The 17,850-nt window shown below is 70.8% G+C and carries 14 protein-coding genes and 3 pseudogenes; 13 read left to right on the plus strand and 4 right to left on the minus strand.

Annotated features, from left to right (window positions below; genetic code table 11):
• The first annotated feature begins 41 nt into the window (after window positions 1-41).
• From ACTWO6_RS11635 to ACTWO6_RS11650, 4 genes are read left to right on the plus strand one after another with little or no spacing between them, the layout of a single operon-like run.
• Window positions 42-1,088, plus strand: a complete 1,047-nt coding sequence (locus ACTWO6_RS11635; protein ID WP_446219643.1) for a FecCD family ABC transporter permease — start codon at window positions 42-44, stop codon at window positions 1,086-1,088.
• Entirely contained in the window at window positions 1,085-2,149 is a 1,065-nt protein-coding gene (locus ACTWO6_RS11640; RefSeq protein ID WP_446219644.1) for a FecCD family ABC transporter permease, read from the plus strand. The genes ACTWO6_RS11635 and ACTWO6_RS11640 overlap by 4 nt, the downstream gene beginning before the upstream one ends.
• A 26-nt stretch (window positions 2,150-2,175) precedes the next feature.
• Window positions 2,176-3,045: an ABC transporter ATP-binding protein gene (locus ACTWO6_RS11645; RefSeq protein WP_446220630.1), complete on the plus strand. Its 870-nt coding sequence runs from the start codon at window positions 2,176-2,178 to the stop codon at window positions 3,043-3,045.
• Complete coding sequence (locus ACTWO6_RS11650) at window positions 3,045-3,989, plus strand: ABC transporter substrate-binding protein (RefSeq protein ID WP_446219645.1); 945 nt, start codon at window positions 3,045-3,047, stop codon at window positions 3,987-3,989. Before ACTWO6_RS11645 ends, ACTWO6_RS11650 begins: the two co-directional genes overlap by 1 nt.
• Before the next feature lie 165 nt (window positions 3,990-4,154).
• Here ACTWO6_RS11650 and ACTWO6_RS11655 read toward each other — a convergent pair whose 3' ends face one another.
• Complete coding sequence (locus tag ACTWO6_RS11655; protein WP_446219646.1) at window positions 4,155-4,799, minus strand: hypothetical protein; 645 nt, start codon at window positions 4,797-4,799, stop codon at window positions 4,155-4,157.
• An 826-nt stretch (window positions 4,800-5,625) separates the two neighbouring features.
• Between ACTWO6_RS11655 and ACTWO6_RS11660 the strand changes: the two are divergent.
• From ACTWO6_RS11660 to ACTWO6_RS11685, 6 genes and pseudogenes are all read left to right on the plus strand, one after another.
• Window positions 5,626-6,055: pseudogene (locus ACTWO6_RS11660) on the plus strand (IS5 family transposase); the annotation flags it as partial.
• A 442-nt stretch (window positions 6,056-6,497) separates the two neighbouring features.
• Entirely contained in the window at window positions 6,498-7,454 is a 957-nt protein-coding gene (locus ACTWO6_RS11665; RefSeq protein WP_446219647.1) for a glycosyltransferase family 2 protein, read from the plus strand.
• 133 nt (window positions 7,455-7,587) lie between these two features.
• Window positions 7,588-7,827, plus strand: a pseudogene (locus ACTWO6_RS11670) (phosphotransferase); the annotation flags it as partial.
• Window positions 7,828-7,933: 106 nt separating this feature from the next.
• On the plus strand, window positions 7,934-8,170 hold the full coding sequence (locus ACTWO6_RS11675) for a hypothetical protein (RefSeq protein WP_446220876.1): 237 nt from the start codon (window positions 7,934-7,936) through the stop codon (window positions 8,168-8,170).
• Between the two features lie 64 nt (window positions 8,171-8,234).
• Window positions 8,235-9,536, plus strand: coding sequence for a glycosyltransferase family 2 protein (locus tag ACTWO6_RS11680; protein WP_446220631.1), 1,302 nt, complete (start codon window positions 8,235-8,237; stop codon window positions 9,534-9,536).
• A gap of 121 nt (window positions 9,537-9,657) precedes the next feature.
• Window positions 9,658-10,169: pseudogene (locus ACTWO6_RS11685) on the plus strand (IS1634 family transposase); the annotation flags it as partial.
• A gap of 209 nt (window positions 10,170-10,378) precedes the next feature.
• Here the strand turns inward: ACTWO6_RS11685 and ACTWO6_RS11690 are convergent.
• The 3 genes from ACTWO6_RS11690 to ACTWO6_RS11700 are packed head-to-tail and all read right to left on the minus strand — an operon-like array spanning window position 10,379 to window position 12,890.
• Complete coding sequence (locus tag ACTWO6_RS11690) at window positions 10,379-10,639, minus strand: hypothetical protein (RefSeq protein ID WP_446219648.1); 261 nt, start codon at window positions 10,637-10,639, stop codon at window positions 10,379-10,381.
• A complete protein-coding gene (locus ACTWO6_RS11695) occupies window positions 10,636-10,998 on the minus strand; it encodes a hypothetical protein (protein WP_446219649.1) in 363 nt (120 codons plus the stop codon). The genes ACTWO6_RS11690 and ACTWO6_RS11695 overlap by 4 nt, the downstream gene beginning before the upstream one ends.
• Window positions 10,995-12,890 (minus strand): hypothetical protein, encoded by a 1,896-nt coding sequence (locus tag ACTWO6_RS11700; RefSeq protein ID WP_446219650.1) that lies wholly within the window; start codon window positions 12,888-12,890, stop codon window positions 10,995-10,997. The genes ACTWO6_RS11695 and ACTWO6_RS11700 overlap by 4 nt, the downstream gene beginning before the upstream one ends.
• 280 nt (window positions 12,891-13,170) lie before the next feature.
• On the opposite strand from ACTWO6_RS11700, the gene ACTWO6_RS11705 reads away from it, so the two are divergent.
• From ACTWO6_RS11705 to ACTWO6_RS11715, 3 genes are read left to right on the plus strand one after another with little or no spacing between them, the layout of a single operon-like run.
• Window positions 13,171-15,294 carry a PKD domain-containing protein gene (locus tag ACTWO6_RS11705; RefSeq protein WP_446219651.1) on the plus strand — a complete coding sequence of 708 codons (2,124 nt, stop codon included), beginning with the start codon at window positions 13,171-13,173 and terminating at the stop codon, window positions 15,292-15,294.
• A 25-nt stretch (window positions 15,295-15,319) separates the two neighbouring features.
• Window positions 15,320-16,618 (plus strand): lipopolysaccharide biosynthesis protein, encoded by a 1,299-nt coding sequence (locus ACTWO6_RS11710; protein WP_446219652.1) that lies wholly within the window; start codon window positions 15,320-15,322, stop codon window positions 16,616-16,618.
• Entirely contained in the window at window positions 16,615-17,796 is a 1,182-nt protein-coding gene (locus ACTWO6_RS11715) for a hypothetical protein (protein ID WP_446219653.1), read from the plus strand. The genes ACTWO6_RS11710 and ACTWO6_RS11715 overlap by 4 nt, the downstream gene beginning before the upstream one ends.
• Window positions 17,797-17,850: the final 54 nt, after the last annotated feature.

Genomic DNA, 17,850 nt, shown 5'->3' on the forward strand with positions numbered 1-17,850 from the left:
TAAGGTAAGGCGATCCTAAGCTGAGAGGGGCGAACCCTGCCGTGACCACCGTCGCCACCCGACCTGAGCGGGCCGGCGTCCCGAGCCGCCGGCGGTCCGGCCGCCGGGCGGCGGTCGCCGCGGCGGCGGCCCTGCTGCTGGTCCTGGCCCTGCTGGCCAGCCTCGCCCTCGGCAGCCGCCCGCTCGCCGTCGACCAGGTGTGGCAGGCGCTCACCGCCCCCGACGGCGGCGAGGCCACCACCATCGTCCGGGAGCTGCGCCTGCCGCGGACGGCCCTGGGGCTGATCGTCGGGCTCGCGCTCGCCGTCGCCGGGGTGCTCTTCCAGGCGCTCACCCGCAACCCCCTCGCCGAACCGCGGATCCTCGGCATCAGCGCCGGCGCCTCGTTCGGCGTGGTGCTCGCCATCGCGGTCTTCGGCGTCGGCAGCCTCGCCGGGTACGTCTGGTTCGGCGTCGCCGGCGCGCTCGCCGCCGGCCTGCTCGTCCTCGCCGTGGCCAGCGGCACCCGCGAGGGCGCCAGCCCGGTCACCCTCGCGCTGGTCGGCGCGGCCCTCGACGCCAGTCTCGCCGCCGGGGTGTACGCCATGCTCAGCATCGACGCGCGCACCTTCGAGGAGTACCGCTTCTGGGTGGTCGGCGGGCTGACCGGCCGGGACGTCGGCGTCGCCGGGCAGGTGCTGCCGTTCGTCCTCGCCGGGCTGGCGCTGGCCGCGCTGGTCGCCCGGGGGCTCGACGCGCTCGCCCTCGGCGACGACGTGGCCCGCGGCCTCGGCCACCGGATCGGCCTGGTACGCCTCGGTGGCGGCGCCGCCGCCGTGCTGCTCACCGGCGCCGCCGTGGCCGCCGCCGGGCCGATCGCCTTCGTCGGGCTCGCCGTGCCGCACCTGGCCCGGGCGCTGGTCGGCGCCGACCATCGGTGGACCCTCGCGGTCTCCGCCCTGCTCGGGCCGGCCCTGCTGCTCGGCGCCGACGTCGTCGGCCGGCTGGTCGCCCCGCCCGGTGAGGTGCCGGCCGGGATCGTCACCGCGCTGATCGGCGCCCCGCTGCTGGCGTACCTGGTCCGCCGGGCGAAGGTGGTGACCGCGTGACCGCCGTCGAGTCGTCCCGCCCGACGTACGCCGGGCTGCCCGGTCGGTCGCTGCTGCGGCTCGGGCCGGTCAGCGTGCAGGTCCGCCGCCGCGCGGTGCTCGTCGCCGCCGTGACCACCGTGCTGCTCGCCGCCGCCGTCGTGCTCAGCCTCTCCCTCGGCACCCCGTACGTCGCCCCGGCCGACGTGCTCCGCTCGCTGTCCGGCGCCGGCACCCCGTACGACCTGGTGGTGCGCGACCTGCGGCTGCCCCGGATCGTGCTGGCCGCGACCGCCGGGGCGGCCTTCGGGATCGCCGGCACGCTCATCCAGAGCGTGGCCCGCAACCCGCTGGCCAGCCCGGACGTCATCGGCATCACCCAGGGCGCCGGCCTGGCCGCCACCGTCGCGATCACCACCGGCGCCGCCGCCGCGCTGGTCGCCCCGGCGGCGCTGCTCGGCGGGCTGGCCGCCGCGCTGCTGCTGCTCGTCCTCGGCGCCCGGCACGGCCTGGCCGCCCAGCGGTTCGTGCTGGCCGGAGTGGCCGTCGCGTTCGCCCTGCGGGCGCTGACCGAGGTGGTCATGCTCTCCGCCGACCCGATCGACGGGCTGCGCGCGCAGATCTGGCTGATCGGCACCCTGGCCGGCCGGGGCTGGTCCGAGACTCTCTGGATCGCGCTCACCCTGGCCGTCCTGCTGCCGGTGCTGGCCTGGGCCGGCTGGGCGCTCAACGGCACCGCGCTGGACGACGACACCGCCCGGGGGATCGGGCTGCGCCCGGCGGCCCGGCGGCTCGGCCTGGCCGCCACCGGCGTCGTGCTGGCCGCCACCGTCACCGCCCAGGTCGGCGCGGTCGACTTCGTCGCGCTGGTCGCCCCGCAGGTGGCCCGCCGGCTGGTCCGCGCCGAGCGGCCGCCGCTGGTCTGCGCCGCCCTGGTCGGCGCGCTGCTGCTGGTGCTGGCCGACCTGGCCGGCCGGCGGATCTTCGCCCCCACCCAGCTGCCGGCGGGCGTGCTCACCGCCGCCATCGGCGGTCCGTACCTGATGTTCCTGCTGGTCCGACGTCGGCGGAGGTCCGCGTGAACCGCACCCCTGAGACCCGAGGCGCGATGCTCTCGACCCGCGACCTGACCGTCGGCTACGACGAGCGGACCGTCCTGGACGGGCTCGACGTGGAGCTGCCCACCGACGCCTTCACGGTCATCGTCGGGCCGAACGCCTGCGGCAAGTCCACCCTGCTGCGGACCATGGCCCGGCTGCTCACCCCGCGCCGCGGCACCGTGCTGCTGGACGGCACGGCCATCCGCGAGCTGCCCACCCGCGAGGTCGCCCGCCGCCTCGGCGTGCTGCCGCAGAGCCCGCTGGTGCCCGAGGGGGTCACCGTGGCGGACCTGGTCGGCCGGGGCCGGCAGCCGTACCAGCGGTGGTGGCGGCAGTGGTCGGAGCAGGACTCCGTCGCCGTCGACCGGGCGATGGCCCAGGCCGACGTGGCCGGACTCGCCGACCGCCCGGTGGACACCCTCTCCGGCGGGCAGCGGCAGCGGGTCTGGATCGCGATGACCCTCGCCCAGGACACCGAGGCGCTGCTGCTGGACGAGCCGACCACCTTCCTCGACCTGGCCCACCAGGTGGAGGTGCTGGACCTGCTGCACCGGCTGCGCGCCGAACGCGGCCGGACCGTGGTCGCCGTGCTGCACGACCTCAACCAGGCCGCCCGGTACGCCGACCACCTGATCGCGATGCGCGAGGGCAGGGTGGTCGCCGCCGGCCCGCCGCGCGAGATCCTCACCGCGGACCTGGTCCGTGACGTCTTCGGGCTCGACTGCGTGGTCGTGCCCTGCCCGGTGACCGGCGCGCCGCTCGTGGTGCCCGGCCTCACCAGTCCTTCCCTGGCGCGCCCGACCGCTCCGGCGGCGCGCCCCTCCGTCGCCGACGCGGACCTGCCGCCCGTCGACTCGTACCCTTCGAAAGGAATCTGATGCGTCGTCTCGCCGCCGCCCTCACCGCGGCCGTCGCTCTCGGCGTGGGCCTGACCGCCTGCGGGGAGAGCGACCCGGTCGCAGGCACCGCCACCGGGGAGACCCGGGAGATCACCCACGCCATGGGCACCACCAAGGTCCCGGCGGACCCGAAGCGGGTCGTGGTGCTCGACACCGACAAGATCGACACGGCGCTCTCGCTGGGCGTCACGCCGGTCGGCGCCGCCACCGCCGGTGAGGCGAAGAGCTGGCCCACCTACTTCGGCGCGGAGAAGCTGGCCGGCATCAAGGAGGTCGGGGTGCTCACCGAGCCCGACCTGGAGGCGATCACCGCGCTCAAGCCGGACCTCATCCTGGGCAGCAAGTTCCGCCAGGAGAAGTTCTACGACGAGCTGAGCGCCATCGCCCCGACCGTCTTCACCGAGAAGGTTGGCATCACCTGGAAGGAGAACCTGCTCCTCGACGGCAAGGCCCTGGGCCGCGAGCAGCAGGCCAAGGACCTGCTGAGCGCGTACGAGAAGCGGGCGAAGGAGTTCGGCGCGAAGCTCGGCGACGCCGCGTCGCGGGAGATCTCCATCGTGCGGTTCATCCCGGGCAACATCCGGGTGTACGGGCCGGACTCGTTCTCCGGCATCGTCGTGGGCGACACCGGCCTGGGCCGTCCGGCGCGGCAGCGGCTCGAGGGCAAGGAGGACAAGCGCTTCGACCTGGTCAGCCCGGAGCGGATCAACGAGGTCGACGGTGACGTCATCTTCGTGACCGCGTACGGCGAGAAGGCCGCCGCCGAGCAGGCCAAGGTCACCGGCGGCACCCTCTGGCAGGGCCTGTCCGCGGTGAAGGCGGGCAAGGCCCACGTGGTCTCCGACGAGGTCTGGATGACCGGCATCGGCGTCGGCGCCGCCAACAAGATCCTCGACGACCTGGAGAAGCACCTGGCCGCCTGATCGTCGGGACGCTGGCCAACCCGCTCGCCCGTTTCGCCCCGGACCGGGTCGGCTGAGCCGGCGGCGGTCGCCCGCTGCCGGTCTGCTCAGGTGGATGCACGGAGAGAGAGGGGTCCTTTCTCCGTGCATCCGTCCGGGCGGGCGGTGGGCCGGCGTGGTGGGGGGTCAGGCGGCGGTGGACCAGATGGCACGGAACGCGGCGGCCTCGCCGGCCAGCCACTGCTCGACCTGCTGGGGCTTGGCCGTCTCGGGCATCCGGTGGGCCTCGCCGCGGCGGACGTCGACGAGGACCGGCTCGGCGTGCGGGAGCACCGCGTCCATGTGCCGGGCCATCAGGTGCAGGGTGGCGAGGGTCGCCTCCTCGCTGGGCGGCGCCTCGTCGAAGTGCAGGCGGACCGCCTCGGCGCGGCCGTCGGCGTACCGGACGCCGAAGTGAGGGTTGATCTTGACGGGCAGGTCGCCGAGCATCGCCAGGGCGTCCCGGGTCTGGGCGAGGTCGACGCCGGCCGGCTCGCCGAGTGACTGGAGCCAGGCCGTCGCGCCGGGGACGAGCGCCTGGTAGAGCGGGCGCCAGCGGGGCTTGACCAGGTCAGGCACCTGGGCCAGGTGGGTGCCGCCGGTGTGGAACGCGATGTCGGCCTTGAGCGCCTTGACGAACTGACCGTGTGGGTTGAACCCGTGCCGGCTCGCGCGCTGCTTGCGCAGGCCGCCGACGAAGGTGGCCTTGGTGGGCCCGGTGCGGTCCACGTACCGGGTGAAGCCGAGGAGGGTGGCGTACGGCGTCAGGGGAGTGGAGATGGGCGCGGTCACGAGCATCCTCCCAGGTCAGGAACTCGATTAGTACATACATTCTAATCGACGGATCTGACATCGCCCAGGGAAGAAAAGGGGCCGTCCTGTCCCGTCCGCGTCAAGTTGGCCAAGTCCGCGGGAGTTGGCCAAAGAGGTGGCCAGTGTCCGCGTGAAGGTGGCCAGTCGGTACGGTGCCGGGATGCTGTGCATCGTGTGGGATCTTCGCGTTCGGCCGACGGCGAAGTTCGGGGTTGGGGCTGACGGCGCCGAAGGGGCGCGGGGCTCGGCCGGATGACGGCTGTTGGAGATCCGCAGGGTTGGCATCGGCAGCATTCGTTCCAGGTCGTCCCCATCGGGTGTATGTGCGGTTTGGCGACGATGAGCACGAGGACGTTGTCGCTGCCGCGCGGCTGGCGGGGTTGACGCCGGCGGGGTATGTGGCGCAGGCGGCGGTGGCCGTTGCTTGCGCCTCGACGCCTGGGTTGGGTGAGCCGGTGGTGGAGGGTGTGAGCAGGACTGAGCTGGCGCAAGGTGCAGCGGGAAGTTGTTCGCGGCGCGGATCTTGTGCCAGGTCCGGTCGATGTGGTCCGGGTCCATCGGCGTACCGACCTTGGACACGATCGGCTTCGCCAACAAGCCTGGCAAGCGTGCCCGCCTCGTAGGGGCAGGAGCCGACGCCAGCACCGAGGGCGCGGACGGGATGGCAACCCTTGCAAGGGCATTGGTTAAGGCGTGTTTCGTAAGTCGGGGGCTTGGGGTCGAGGTCACGGCGTGGCGGTGATCGATAACTGAGGTCTCCGGTAGGTGGTTCAGCGACGAAGCAGAACTTCATACCGGAGACCTCGTGGCCACCGTAGCGGTGACGACGCGGCATGACCTGACCGACGCCGCAATGGGCCGTCCTGGCCCCGCTGCTGCCTGCCGCGCCGGGTAAGGGCCGTCCGCCGAAATGGGAGAAGCGGCAGCTCATCAACGGCATCCGGTGGCGGATCCGGGTCGGTGCTCCGTGGCGCGACATCCCACCCGAGTACGGGCCATGGCCGACGGTGTACGGCCTGTTCCGCCGCTGGCAGCGCGATGGAACCTGGGACCGGATCCTGGCTGACCTGCAGGCACGTGGCGACGCTCGGGGTGGCATCGGCTGGACGGTGAGCGTGGACTCGATGACCAGCCGCGTCCACCAGCACGGCGCCGGCGCCCGCCGCGATGGACACCTGCAGAAAGAACCACCCGGCGGTGTGTACACCGAGCCGGCCGATCACGCACTCGGCCGCTTGTCATCGAAACGGCGAACCGCGCGGTCTACCGCTGATCCGGCTACCGCCGAACCGCCCTCCCGGGATCGCCGTTGCGACCCGGGCCGGCGTCGTACGGCCGACCGGGTGACCATGGCGGTTTCTTCCGCTTTCTTCCGCTCCAATGATCGGGTAGCAGGAGTGGCCACGGATATCCTGTTTTTCCGTGAAGATCCCCAAAACGGCCCCGATTTTGCGATGCCGGGTATGCACGCCTTCACCCACCCTTAACGTCCGATTCGGATTCGGACGCGACCGGGCGCGGTTGGGGTCGCGCCTTCTTTGCGTGTCGGCTCGAGTCGCTTCGAGCATCAGTGGGGAAGAGGGGCTTGATGAGAACGAGTGCGCGTGCTCACGGACTGCGAGAGACCAGATTCGTGCTGTGGAGGAACCGGGCGGTGTCTCTCGCGGGGAGGGACCGGTGACAGCCTCCCGCAACATCGACGATGCCGTGGGCACCGCCGTCGGCTCGCTCTCCGCGCCGGAACTGGACCGTACGACCCAACCGGAGCGTGACGGCCAGCCGCCACTGAGCCTCCTCCGGATGCGGCAATGGTCCGACGGCACCGGCGCCGAATCCGTCAGCGGGGTTCCCGGGCGGCAGACCGTGAGCGTGGTCATCCCCGCGCTCAACGAGGAGAAGAACATCGCCTGGGTGCTCGAGCGGATGCCGTCCATCGTGGACGAGGTGATCCTCGTCGACGGGCACTCGTCCGACCGCACGGTGGAGGTCGCGCGCGCCATCCGGCCCGACATCGTGGTGCTGACCCAGCATTGCCGGGGCAAGGGAGACGCCGCGCGGGTCGCCTTCGCCGCGGCGAGCGGCGACCTCGTCGTGATGATCGACGCGGACGGCAGCATGGACCCCGGCGAGATCCACCGCTTCGTCACACCGTTGATAAACGGGTACGACTTCGTGAAAGGCTCGCGGTTCCTGACCGGCGGCGGATCGACGGATCTGACCCCGCTGCGCAGGATCGGTAACCAGATGCTGGTCCGGATGACGAACAGCATGTTCCTCGTCCGCTTCACCGACCTGTGCTACGGGTTCTGCTCGTTCCGCCGCGAGTGCCTGCCGGAGCTCGCCCTCACGGTGCACGGCTTCGAGATCGAGACCGAACTGGTCGTGCACGCCCTGAAGGCGAACCTGCGCATCGCCGAGGTGCCGAGCACCGAACTGCCGAGGCGGTGCGGGACCTCGAACCTGCACACCTTCCGCGACGGCCAGCGGGTGCTCCGCACGCTGATCCGGGAGCGGGCGGTGCGGCGGCCGCGGCCGGTTGTCGACCCGATCGACCACCGGGTCCTGCACCACTGGCAGTCAATCGCCGCCGAGCTGCCCGACCCGGTGGCGCTGGCCGAGGGGGTCCACTCATGATCGCGTCGGGACGGTGGGGTCGCGGACGGCGGGCACGGGACTCGCTCTGCTGCTCGGGGTGCTGCGGATTGCCGCGAGCGCGATGATGCTGCGTCGGGCCCACCGCGCGGCGCTGCTCGGCGCGGCGACCCGGATGATCCGCGACCTGCACGCCCGTACCCGCGAGCAGGCCCTGCTGGACCGCGTTGCGGTCAAGGAGTGGGTGGACGCCCCGCTGCGGCGGCTGGAGGCGTACGCGCTCACCCGGTCCCGGCCGGCCCGCCTCCTTGACGCCGTGGGGCGGCTGCGCGAGGAACTCGCCGCCGTTCTCGTCGGCCACACCGTCACCATCTCCTGGATCCACGGCGACTTCTGGCCCGGGAACCTGCTGGCCGCGCCGCTCGGCGCCCGGGTGACCGGGATCGTGGACTGGGACTGCGCGACCCCCCGGCCAGCTTCCCCTGCACGACCTGCTGCACCTGCACGTCCTCGCCCGCCGGGTGGCCGGCGGCGAGGAACTCGGCGAGGCCGTCGTCCGCGCGCTGCGCCGCGGCATCGGCGAGGCGCTCGACGTTCCCGCCCGCGAGGTCGCCGCCTGGCTGGACACCGTCCCGCAGCGGGCGGCCCTGCTCCTGTACTGGCTGCGCCACATCCTGCTGTTCATCGACTCGGAAGGTGACCATGACAACCCACGGTGGTTCCGCGGCAACGTCGACCGCGTCCTCGTCAACGTCTGAACCGGTCGCCAGCGCCGACCCGCAGCCGCCGGCCGACCCCGGGCTGGCGCCGAGCGTCACCGTCGTGATCTGCGTCTACACCGAACAGCGCTGGCCGCAGATCGTGCGGGCGATCGGATCGGTGCTCGCGCAGGACGTCCCGGCCGCGCAGATCGTCGTGGTCGTGGACCACAATCCCGCGCTGCTCGACCGGGCCCGACACGCCTTCCCCGACCTGACCGTCGTGCCGAACGCCGGTCCGCGCGGCCTCTCCGCGGCCCGCAACACCGGCGTGGCGCGGGCACGCGGGGAGATCGTGGCCTTCCTCGACGACGACGCGGAGGCGGAGCCAGATTGGCTGGCCCGGCTGCTGCCGCACTACCGCGACGAGCGGGTGCTCGCCGTCGGCGGGCGGGCGGTGCCGGCGTGGCAGGAGGACCGACCGCGCTGGTTGCCACCGGAGTTCGACTGGGTGGTGGGGTGCAGCTTCATCGGGCAGCCGACCGAGGCCTCCCCGGTACGCAACGTCATCGGCTGCAACATGTCCTTCCGCCGTGCGGTTCTCGCCCGGACCGACGGCTTCGATCCCGCGCTGGGCAGGATCGGGCGTACTCCGGTGGGCTGCGAGGAGACCGAGCTGTGCATCCGGATCCGGCAGCAGCACCCGGAGGGGGTCGTGCTCTATGAGCCCGCGGCGCTTGTCCGGCACCGGGTGACCACGGACCGGGCCACCTGGCGCTACTTCCGCCGGCGCTGCTTCTCGGAGGGACGGTCCAAGGCGGTCGTCGCCCGCCTGGTCGGCGGCGACGCCGGGCTCTCCGCTGAGCGGGCCTACACCCGCCGCGCGCTGCCGGAGGGGGTACGCCGGGGGCTGCGCCAGCTCCGCGACGGCGACCGCACCGGGCTGCTGCGGGCCGGGGCGATCGTGGCCGGGCTGCTGGTGACCGCGTCCGGCTACGTCTTCGGGCAGGCGATGCGCGCCTCCCACGTCGCCGGCCGGCCGGACCGGGCACGGCGCGGCGCGGCACCCGAGCCGGTACGGGTGCTCGCGGTCGAACTCGCCGAGGGCGTGCCCGCGGTGCCCGACGGCGGTGGCCCGGACGGGAACCGGTACGTCGCCGCGCAGGTCCTGGTCCGGCTGCACGGGCAACCGCTGGGGCTGTTCGACGTCCCGCTGCCGGCCGGCGGGCTGACCGCCGCCGGGCTGGCCGGCGTGATCCGCGAACGGCTCGCCGAGGCGGTCGACGAACACCTGCGCGAGGACGGCCTGCCGCCGCTCGAGCGCCGCGACGCACGCCCCGACGGCAAGTTCGACGTCGGCCCCGCGTGCCCGCCGCGCCGGCCAGCGGAGCACCCGTCGGTCAGCGTGGTCGTGCCGTCGTGCTGACGTTCGCCGCTCTGCACGGCGGCGCTCGACTCGCTCGCCGCGCTGGACTACCCCCCGTTATTAGATCGTCGTCGTGGACAACGCTCCACAAGACCCGGACACCGCGCGGATCATCGCCGCACGGGCCGCCGAGTGCGCCCTGCGCGACCACCCCACGCTCGGGCGCTGGCTCAAGCAGCACCCCGCCACCGGGCGGCTGTCCATCGACCGGGCCAAGGTCGCCGCCGAGGCCAAGCTCGACGGCAAGTACCTCCTAGCCACCTCCGACCCGGACCTGTCCGCCGAGGACGTCGCGCTCGGCTACACGAACCTCCTCGAGGCCGAGCATTCCTTCCGCACGATGAAGTCGACCTTGTACTTGCGGCCGGTCTACCACCGCCTGGACGAGCGGATACGCGCCCAAGTGCTGCTGTGCTGGCTCGCCCTGCTGCTGATCCGTGTCGCCGAACGCCGCACCGGCACCACCTGGCGCACCATCCGAACGAACTCGGCCGCATCCACCAGATCACCCTCGCAGGCCCCGCCGGCCGCCTGCAGCAGACCACCCGCCTCACCGACACCCAGGCGAAACTCTTCACCGACGCCGGTGTGCCGATGCCACCAAAGGTGACCGGCATCCAGACTCCCGAATAGCCCCTGAACTGGAAAAACACCCGCCGGAGTCGTGGAACACGCCTCCGCCGGCCCCGCATGCCGTCCTCGCAGGTCAGCCCGCGAATCTACCGACCGCGTGTGTCTACCTACTGATGAAGTCGGGTGCGGAGGCCGTCCTCCTTGTGCCCTTTCATGGCCGGCTTCGGTGATCGCTGCCCGGCTCGGGGCGTCTGGGCAGGGGGCCGGGATCAGGCGCCGAGCGCGATGAAGCGCAGGGCCACGAGCGCCGAGAACAGGACGGTCGCCACGATCCCACAAGTGCGGCACCAACGGGTCAGCGAGTGCTTCACCCACCGCCATCTCGACGACCGTGCCGTACTCCTTGGCGACGGGGCCTTCAGGACCACCTCACGTCGCACCAGGTCGTAGAAGAGAGACGACACGGCGAGGGTCGCAAGGGCGACGATCATCGGCGCCGACGTCAGGATGTCCACCAGCAGGGACCTCATGTGGCGTCCCTGGCCTCGCGGAGGGTCGGCAGCAGGGTGAGCGCGGTCGTGGTAAGGGCGACCAGGCCGGTGATCCCCCAGGGGCGCCACATACCCACGATCAGCAGCGCCTGGCTGCTGAGAACGAGGATGGCCAGGGAGGTTCCGATGGCGACCACGGCGGCGACGGCCACGGGCAGGGTGCGCAGGATGACCAGCAGCATCGCGCAACCCGGCCCGAGGGTCATGAACAGGACTGCGTTGACGGCGCGTGGGGATCCACCCACCCCGGTCGGCAGCAGGGCCAGCAGGAAACTGAGCAACGTCCAGCCGATGAGCACCAGCTGGGTCGGACGGAGCCTGGGCAGAATCGCGGTCATGGGCGCCATGTTGACTCGTACTCGTAGATCCATGCTTCCTCGTTATGAAACAGAAGGCGGTAGCCGTTCTCCCTGGTGAGCAGGGGCTGCACGGTGTCGAACCAGTTTTCCCGCTGACCCAGCGACTCGTAGGCGTAGATCTCCTGTGATCGGGTGACGATCAGGTAGGCGCGGCCCGTACGTCTCGTCTCGCCCCCGACCGGCCCCCGCACGGCCTCCCGGTCACCTGCGAGGAACCCTTCGGCGTTCGTCGGCCTGCTGTAGTCGTGCTCCGTTGCGTAGGCGAACCGCCACGGCACCTGGGATGTGAGGCTGATCAGGTCCGAGTCCGGTGGTGCCAATCGGTACAGCGCCCGGATGGCGGCCACCTCGTCGGAGCGCACCTGTTCGAACGACTCGTTGCCGTACCGCGTAGTCAGGAAGAGCGGGACCGACAGCAGAGCCGCGGCGATGACGGCTGGCCGGACCCACCGCATCCGGAGCATGCCGAGCACCGCCTGGCCGATGACCAGGCAGGCGAACGGTGCGGAAAAGAGAAAGATGCGCAGCACACCCTCGTTGCCGTAGTCCTGGGCCAGCGTGAGGAACGGGACGACGACAAGCGTGAACAGGGTTATCGGGGGTCGTTTGCGGATCCATAGCCGGAGCGTCGACGCCCCCATCGCCGACCACACCAGCGCGGTGAACGCCAGGCGGAGCTTGACGACAGCGAGATGGGCGGGCGATCCACCGATACGTTCCCCCACCGAATTGGAGACGACCTCCTGCACGTTGCCAAAGCCGCCGAAGAGCGTGTGGAGGTGGCCTACCCAGTAGGCCGTGGTGCCGACGCTGATCCATCCGAGCACCATTACCAGCGCGATCACGGGGAAGAGAGCGAGTCTGAAGCGTCCGACGAGGACGAGTGCTGCGGAGACGAGCACCAGCATGATCGGCGACAGCTGGTGGCTTACGGCGATGGCACCCGTCAGGAGGAGCAGCAGGACGGCGACGGCGAGCCGTGTGCCCGGTCCAGCCTCGACGTCGGGCAGCCCGTCCCAGGGCAACCGGTTACGACTGACGGAGGAGGCCCGGCTCGGCTGCCGGAAGAAGGCGATGATCAAAGCGACGGCCATGAGGTAGAGCACGAACCCGAGGCTCTGCGGCGCGAAGTAGTCCTGGCCCACCCAGTTGACCAGCACGAAGAACCAGAGTCCGAGCCAGGTGGCGGTTCTCGAGCCGGTCAACTGCCGGCCAATCACGTAGATCGGTGGGAGGTAGAGCAGCACGATGAAGATCGGCGCCCAGCGCAGCAACGGGATTGCGCTGTCCAGGCCTCCGGAGCCCGTCACCGCCGCGGCCGCTGAGAAGAACCCGGGCCAGTTGAACCGGGCGTCGACGCCGCCCGGGCTGACCTGGTGCTCCAGGATCTGGCCGGTGAAACCTGCGTGGAGCCAGGCGGTGGCAAACCGCGGTTCCTGCTCCAGGAACGCCGGTGCTCCGTGCAGCAGCACGACCAGGCCGACCAGGTGGACCGCCAGCGGGAACTGCCGCATCTCCCGCCGATGCCCGAAGAGCTCCAGGAAGAAGGAGCCGGTGAGCAGGGCGACGCTCAGGAAGTAGAGCCAGGGGAGGGCCTGGACCAGTCCCCACGTCCGGATCGCCCCCTGGTCACCCCGGCTGGCCGCGACGCACCCGACGATGACGACCAGGATGGGGAAGAGTAACGGCCCTGCCCCACCGAACCACGAGGCCAGCCGCGTCGTCATCACCCGCGGAGGAGGCAACGCCCATGACGGCTGAGCCTTCCCCGGTATGGTCCTAGTCCGATCGGCGCGACGCCCTCGCTGGATCAGCTCGAGAATGAAGCCATCCGGGAGCGACTTCGTCCCAACGCGACCGTCGGACGGCATCGGCCCCCTCGCTTTCCTGGTGGTTCATGGACGGCCACTGTAGTCAGAGGATGCCGCCACCCCTTAGCGGTTCGTCACAGTATGACCCACCCAGTCACCTTTGGGTGGACGTGTGTGTATCTTTACCGGGTACGGTGCCATAAGGATTCGGGAACGCATAGCGTGACAGAGGTAGCACGGAGGAGGGCTCGTACCGCCGAGTGGGATAGGGACGGTCATGCGGCACGACAGGCGACTGCCAAGACAGATTCTCGGCACCATTGCGGCAGTCGTGCTGGCCGTGAGTTCGTCTGCCCTGCTGGCGGCGCTGCCCGCCCGGGCCACAACGGGTGACATCGGTTACCTGGACCAGAGCTTCAGCGGCGTGTCGAATCCGCCGACATCGGACAAACCGCAGAGCAAACTGTGGTACAACGACGGGCTCTGGTGGGCCACCATGTTCGACACGGTCAGCAAGACCTGGCACATATTCCGGCTGGACCGGTCGACCGGGAATGCGGTCGACACCGGCACGCCCATTGACGACCGCCCCCAGACGCTGTCCGACGCGCTCTGGGACGGCCAGAAGCTCTACATCGCCTCGCAGTGGGCGACGGTGAGCAGCGACAGCTCCATCAAGAAGTCGGTGAGCGGCCGTCCGGCCCGCCTGTACCGCTACTCGTACGACTCCTCCAACAAGAGCTACTCGCTCGACAGCGGCTATCCGGTGGAAATCAACAACTACTCCAGCGAGTCGCTCACCCTCGACAAGGACTCCACGGGCAAGCTGTGGGCCACCTGGACGCAGGTGAGCGGCTCACCGACGAGCGGCTACACGAGCCAGGTCTACGTCAACTCCTCGCAGGGCAGTGACAGCGTGTGGGGGACCCCCATGGTGCTTCCGGTGCCCGGCACGAGCGTGGCACCCGACGACATATCAGCCGTCGTCGCGTTCAAGCGCAGCAAGATCGGCGTGATGTGGAGCAACCACCTCGACGACACGATGTACTGGGCGGTCCACAACGACGGTGAACCCGCGACGAAGTGGCACGGCAGTGTTGTGGTACGCGGTCCGAAGCAGGCGGACGACCACCTCAACCTGAAGGCGATCCAGGCGGACCAGGCAGGGCGGGTCTTCGCGACGGTGAAGACCAGCCTGGACGAGCTGCCGGGGTCCTCGCCGTCGGACCCACAGATCAACCTCCTCGTCTTCAAGCCGGGGACCGCCTCGTGGTCCAGCACTACGGTCGGCACGCTCGCCGACTGCCACACCCGTCCGGTGGTGATGCTCGACGATGAGAACGCGAAGGTTTACGTGTTTGCCACCGCGCCCACGAGCTCTGGGTGTCCGTATTCGGGAGCTCCGGGGACGATCTACGAGAAGGTGGCTCCGATCGACAACCCGGTCTTCTCCCCTGGCCGGGGCACCCCGGTCATCCGTGACGCGGCGTCGGCGAACATGAACAACCCCACCTCGTCCAAACAGAGCGTCAACAGCCGCACCGGCCTGGTTGTGCTGGCCAGCAACATGTCGACCGCCCGCTACTGGCACGCCGACCTGGCCCTGGCGGTCCCGACCGCGAGCTTCACCGCGTCACCGACGTCGGGCACCGCGCCGTTGAGTGTTCAGTTCACCGACACGTCCACCAACAGCCCGACCTCGTGGTCGTGGAACTTTGGCAACGGCACCACCTCTACCCAGCAGAACCCGATGGCGACGTACGACTCGGCGGGCACGTACACCGTCACGCTCGTGGCGTCGAACAGCGCCGGCTCGAGCCCGGCCGCGACCACGATCATCACAGTGAGCCAGGCGTCGGCGGGGATCGTCCGCGCCGGGACGAGCACGAGCGCCGCCACCACGGCCGACACGGGTCTGACGATCACAGCGCCGACGGCGGTCTCCAGCGGTGACCTGCTGGTGTCCTGCCTCGCGATCAACGGCGGCAGCGTCACCAGTGTGCCGGCCGGGTGGACGTCCATCGCGGCGGCGACCGGAGTGCCCAACCCCCACGTGTACGGCTACTACAAGGTGGCGGGCGCCTCCGAGCCGTCCAGCTACCGCTGGGGCTTCAGCTCCAGCGTGACCAGCGGCGGCGGTATCGCCCGGTACACGGGTGCCTCCGGCCTGGACGTCGCGGCGTCGAAGGCGTCCGGCGCCTCGTCGTCCTCAGGCACGGTGCCCGGCATCACGACGACGACGGCCAACGCGATGCTGGTGGGCTGCATGGGCATCAACTCAGGATCGACGACGGTTACCATCACCGGGCCGTCCGGGATGTCGCAGGCGTGGGACATCGGCGGGAAGCGGCAGGAGTACGACGACGCCGTGCAGTCCAGCGCCGGAGCGACGGGCGACAGGACCTGGCAGTTCTCAAGTGAGCGGGCGTGGGCTGGTTGGCTCGTTGCCCTGAAGGCCCAGTGAGCGGCAGCCGGTGGAGGGCCAGCCGATGACTGGCCAGCAGATGCTCTCACCTGCGCGACTGCGTCAGCGAGCTGCTCACGTCGTCCGCGACCCGCTCAGCCGGAGCGCCTGGCCACTGATCCTGAACACCGGATCCAACGGGTTGCTCGGTGTGGCCTACTGGGTGCTCGCGGCTCGGCTCTACGACCGGGCCACGGTGGGGACGAACACCGCGCTGATCGCCGCCATGACCACGCTGTCCGGGATCTCGCAGCTCAACATGGGGCCGAGCCTGGCCGTGCTCGTGCCCAGGGCGGGGTCGAGGGCCCGACGGATCCTGCTCTACGTCTACGGCGCCGTCACGGCGTTCTCAGTGGTGGTGCTGAGCGTGTTCCTCCTGGCCGTGCTCCCGCACCTGAGCCAACTGTCGGAGGTCCTCCACTCCGCGGGCACCATCGTGGTCCTGGCCGTCGCGGTGCTGCTGTTCAATCTCTTCGCGCTGCAGGACGCCGCCCTGGTCTCGCTCCGGTGGGGAAAGCTGATCCCGGTCGAGAACACCTCCTTCGGATTCCTCAAGATCGTGCTGGTCGTGACACTGTCCGGGGTCTTTCCCGCGATGGGAATCTTCGCCAGCTGGCTGATCCCGATGCTGGTGATGGTGCCCGTGGTCTCGGGCCTGATCTTCCTGCGTGGGAGGAACCAGGGCAGCTCGGCGGCTCTCGGGAACGGCCCCCGTGAGCCACTGCGGAGGCTGGGACTGGACTACGTCGGGTACCTCTTCCAGGTCTCGTCCACGTTCTTCCTCCCGGTTATCGCGCTGGAGCTCCTCGAGCCCGTCGCCGCCTCGGTGTTCGCGGTGGCGTGGCTGACCAGCTCGACCATGGACCTGCTGGCCACCAACGTCGGCACGGCGCTCACCGTGGAGACGTCGTACGGCGAGGATCCGCGCGCGCTCCGGCGAACGATCTTCCGTCGGGCCGTCCCGCTCGTCGCGCTCGTCAGCGGGCTAGGCCTCCTGGCCGCGCCGCTGATCCTGCACCTGTACGGGGCACAGTACAGCGCGGAAGGCGCGTCGACGCTGCAGATCCTGCTCCTCGCCAGTGTGCCGCGCTGCCTCGTCACTTTCGCGATCGCCGAGTCGCGAGCGCATCGCAGGATGTGGGTGATCGTCTGGCTGCGGGCGCAGAACGCCGTGCTGGCTCTCGGGCTGTCCTTCCTGCTCACTCCGCGAGTCGGCGCCAACGGCATGGCCGTGGCCTGGCTCATCGCCCAGCTGGCCGGTGGCGCCTGCGCGCTGGCGCAGGTGTGGCGGCGCCGGCCGGCCCTCCTGCCGGAGACGACATGACCGGGAACGACATGACCGGAAACGGGAAGTGCGGCGCGGCCACGGCGCTGGACGACGTGTTCGACGGGTTCGACAGCACCGGGGTGAGCTGGGCCCTGCTGCGCGGACGATCGACCCTCGACCTGGCCGGCCGGGACGTGGACCTGCTCGTCGCCGGGGCCGACCTCGCGCGCGCCGAGGAGGTCATCTTCGCGCTCGGCGGTGTCGCCCTGCCCCGGGCACTGCACCCGTGGCACCGGTTCTACGTCATCGGTGACCGGAGGTCGAGGCACGGCCTCAAGCTGGACATCGTGGTGGAGCTGATCTACCACCGGGAGCTGAGGTTCCGCTCGGGGCTGGAAGGACCGCTCCTCGAACGGCGGGTGCACGATGGACGGGTTCACGTCCTCGATCCCACGGACCTGTTCTGGACGGTGCTGCTGCACTGTCTGCTCGACAAGCAGGCGGTCAACGACCGTCGCCGGGCCGAGCTCGCCGCCGCCGCGCCCGTGGTCGTCACGCCGAGCCCCGGTCAGGAATTCTTCGAGAGCCTGTGCCCGCCGGAATGGACCGGTGACCGGGCGGTGGAACGCGCCCGAGCGGGAGACTGGCCGTCCCTCGTCGCGCTGGGACGGGCCATGCTGGCCCGGGCCGGGGCGGCATCCCCGTCGTCGGCGCACGTGGACCCCGCCCCGCGGGCGAAGGGCATGTCCCGCCTGCCGGCCGCGACCGTGCAAAAACCACGGCAGTGGGCGCGCTCGATGGCCGCTGCGGCCTACCCAGTGGTGTGGCGCCGTGCCGGACTCGGCGCCAGCCCGCGTGTCCTACGCGTCGTGGAGGAGACGGCGGTGGATGTCCTCGTCCTCGGGCTGCGCCGGCGGCCCGCGCTGTGCGAGGTGGACCTCCTGGTCGACGACGGACTGCATGAGCGCCTCGTCTGCGCGCTGCGGCAGGCGAGGTACCGCTGGGCCGCAGGCGCATGGAACCGGCTGACCCGCGCGGGTTTGGAGCGGGTCTGCGTGACATCTCCGTCGCAGCGTGAGATGACCGCCGCGACATGGGCGGAGCTGAGCACGTCCTCGTCGCCGATGTACCGGCGACGCCACTGCCGGCGACCAGGGAAAGAACAGAGCTCCTCGTCGGCCAGATCGAAACACACCGCCGACGAGTGGGCGGTCCGCACGAAGAGGGGGACGTGATGGCGGTTGTCGCCAGGACGAGGACGACAGGACGGCTGGCGGAAGCGTCTCGCT

The sequence above is a fragment of the Micromonospora sp. IBHARD004 genome (genome assembly GCF_052814115.1).

Bases quoted from the DNA above. Each gene is read 5' to 3' on its own strand.
- ACTWO6_RS11645 (WP_446220630.1), top strand. From the start codon at position 2,176: ATGCTCTCGACCCGCGACCTGACCGTCGGCTACGACGAGCGGACCGTC.
- ACTWO6_RS11650 (WP_446219645.1), top strand. From the start codon at position 3,045: ATGCGTCGTCTCGCCGCCGCCCTCACCGCGGCCGTCGCTCTCGGCGTG.
- ACTWO6_RS11690 (WP_446219648.1), bottom strand. From the start codon at position 10,639: ATGAGGTCCCTGCTGGTGGACATCCTGACGTCGGCGCCGATGATCGTC.
- ACTWO6_RS11695 (WP_446219649.1), bottom strand. From the start codon at position 10,998: ATGACCGCGATTCTGCCCAGGCTCCGTCCGACCCAGCTGGTGCTCATC.
- ACTWO6_RS11700 (WP_446219650.1), bottom strand. From the start codon at position 12,890: ATGCCGTCCGACGGTCGCGTTGGGACGAAGTCGCTCCCGGATGGCTTC.
- ACTWO6_RS11710 (WP_446219652.1), top strand. From the start codon at position 15,320: ATGACTGGCCAGCAGATGCTCTCACCTGCGCGACTGCGTCAGCGAGCT.
- ACTWO6_RS11715 (WP_446219653.1), top strand. From the start codon at position 16,615: ATGACCGGGAACGACATGACCGGAAACGGGAAGTGCGGCGCGGCCACG.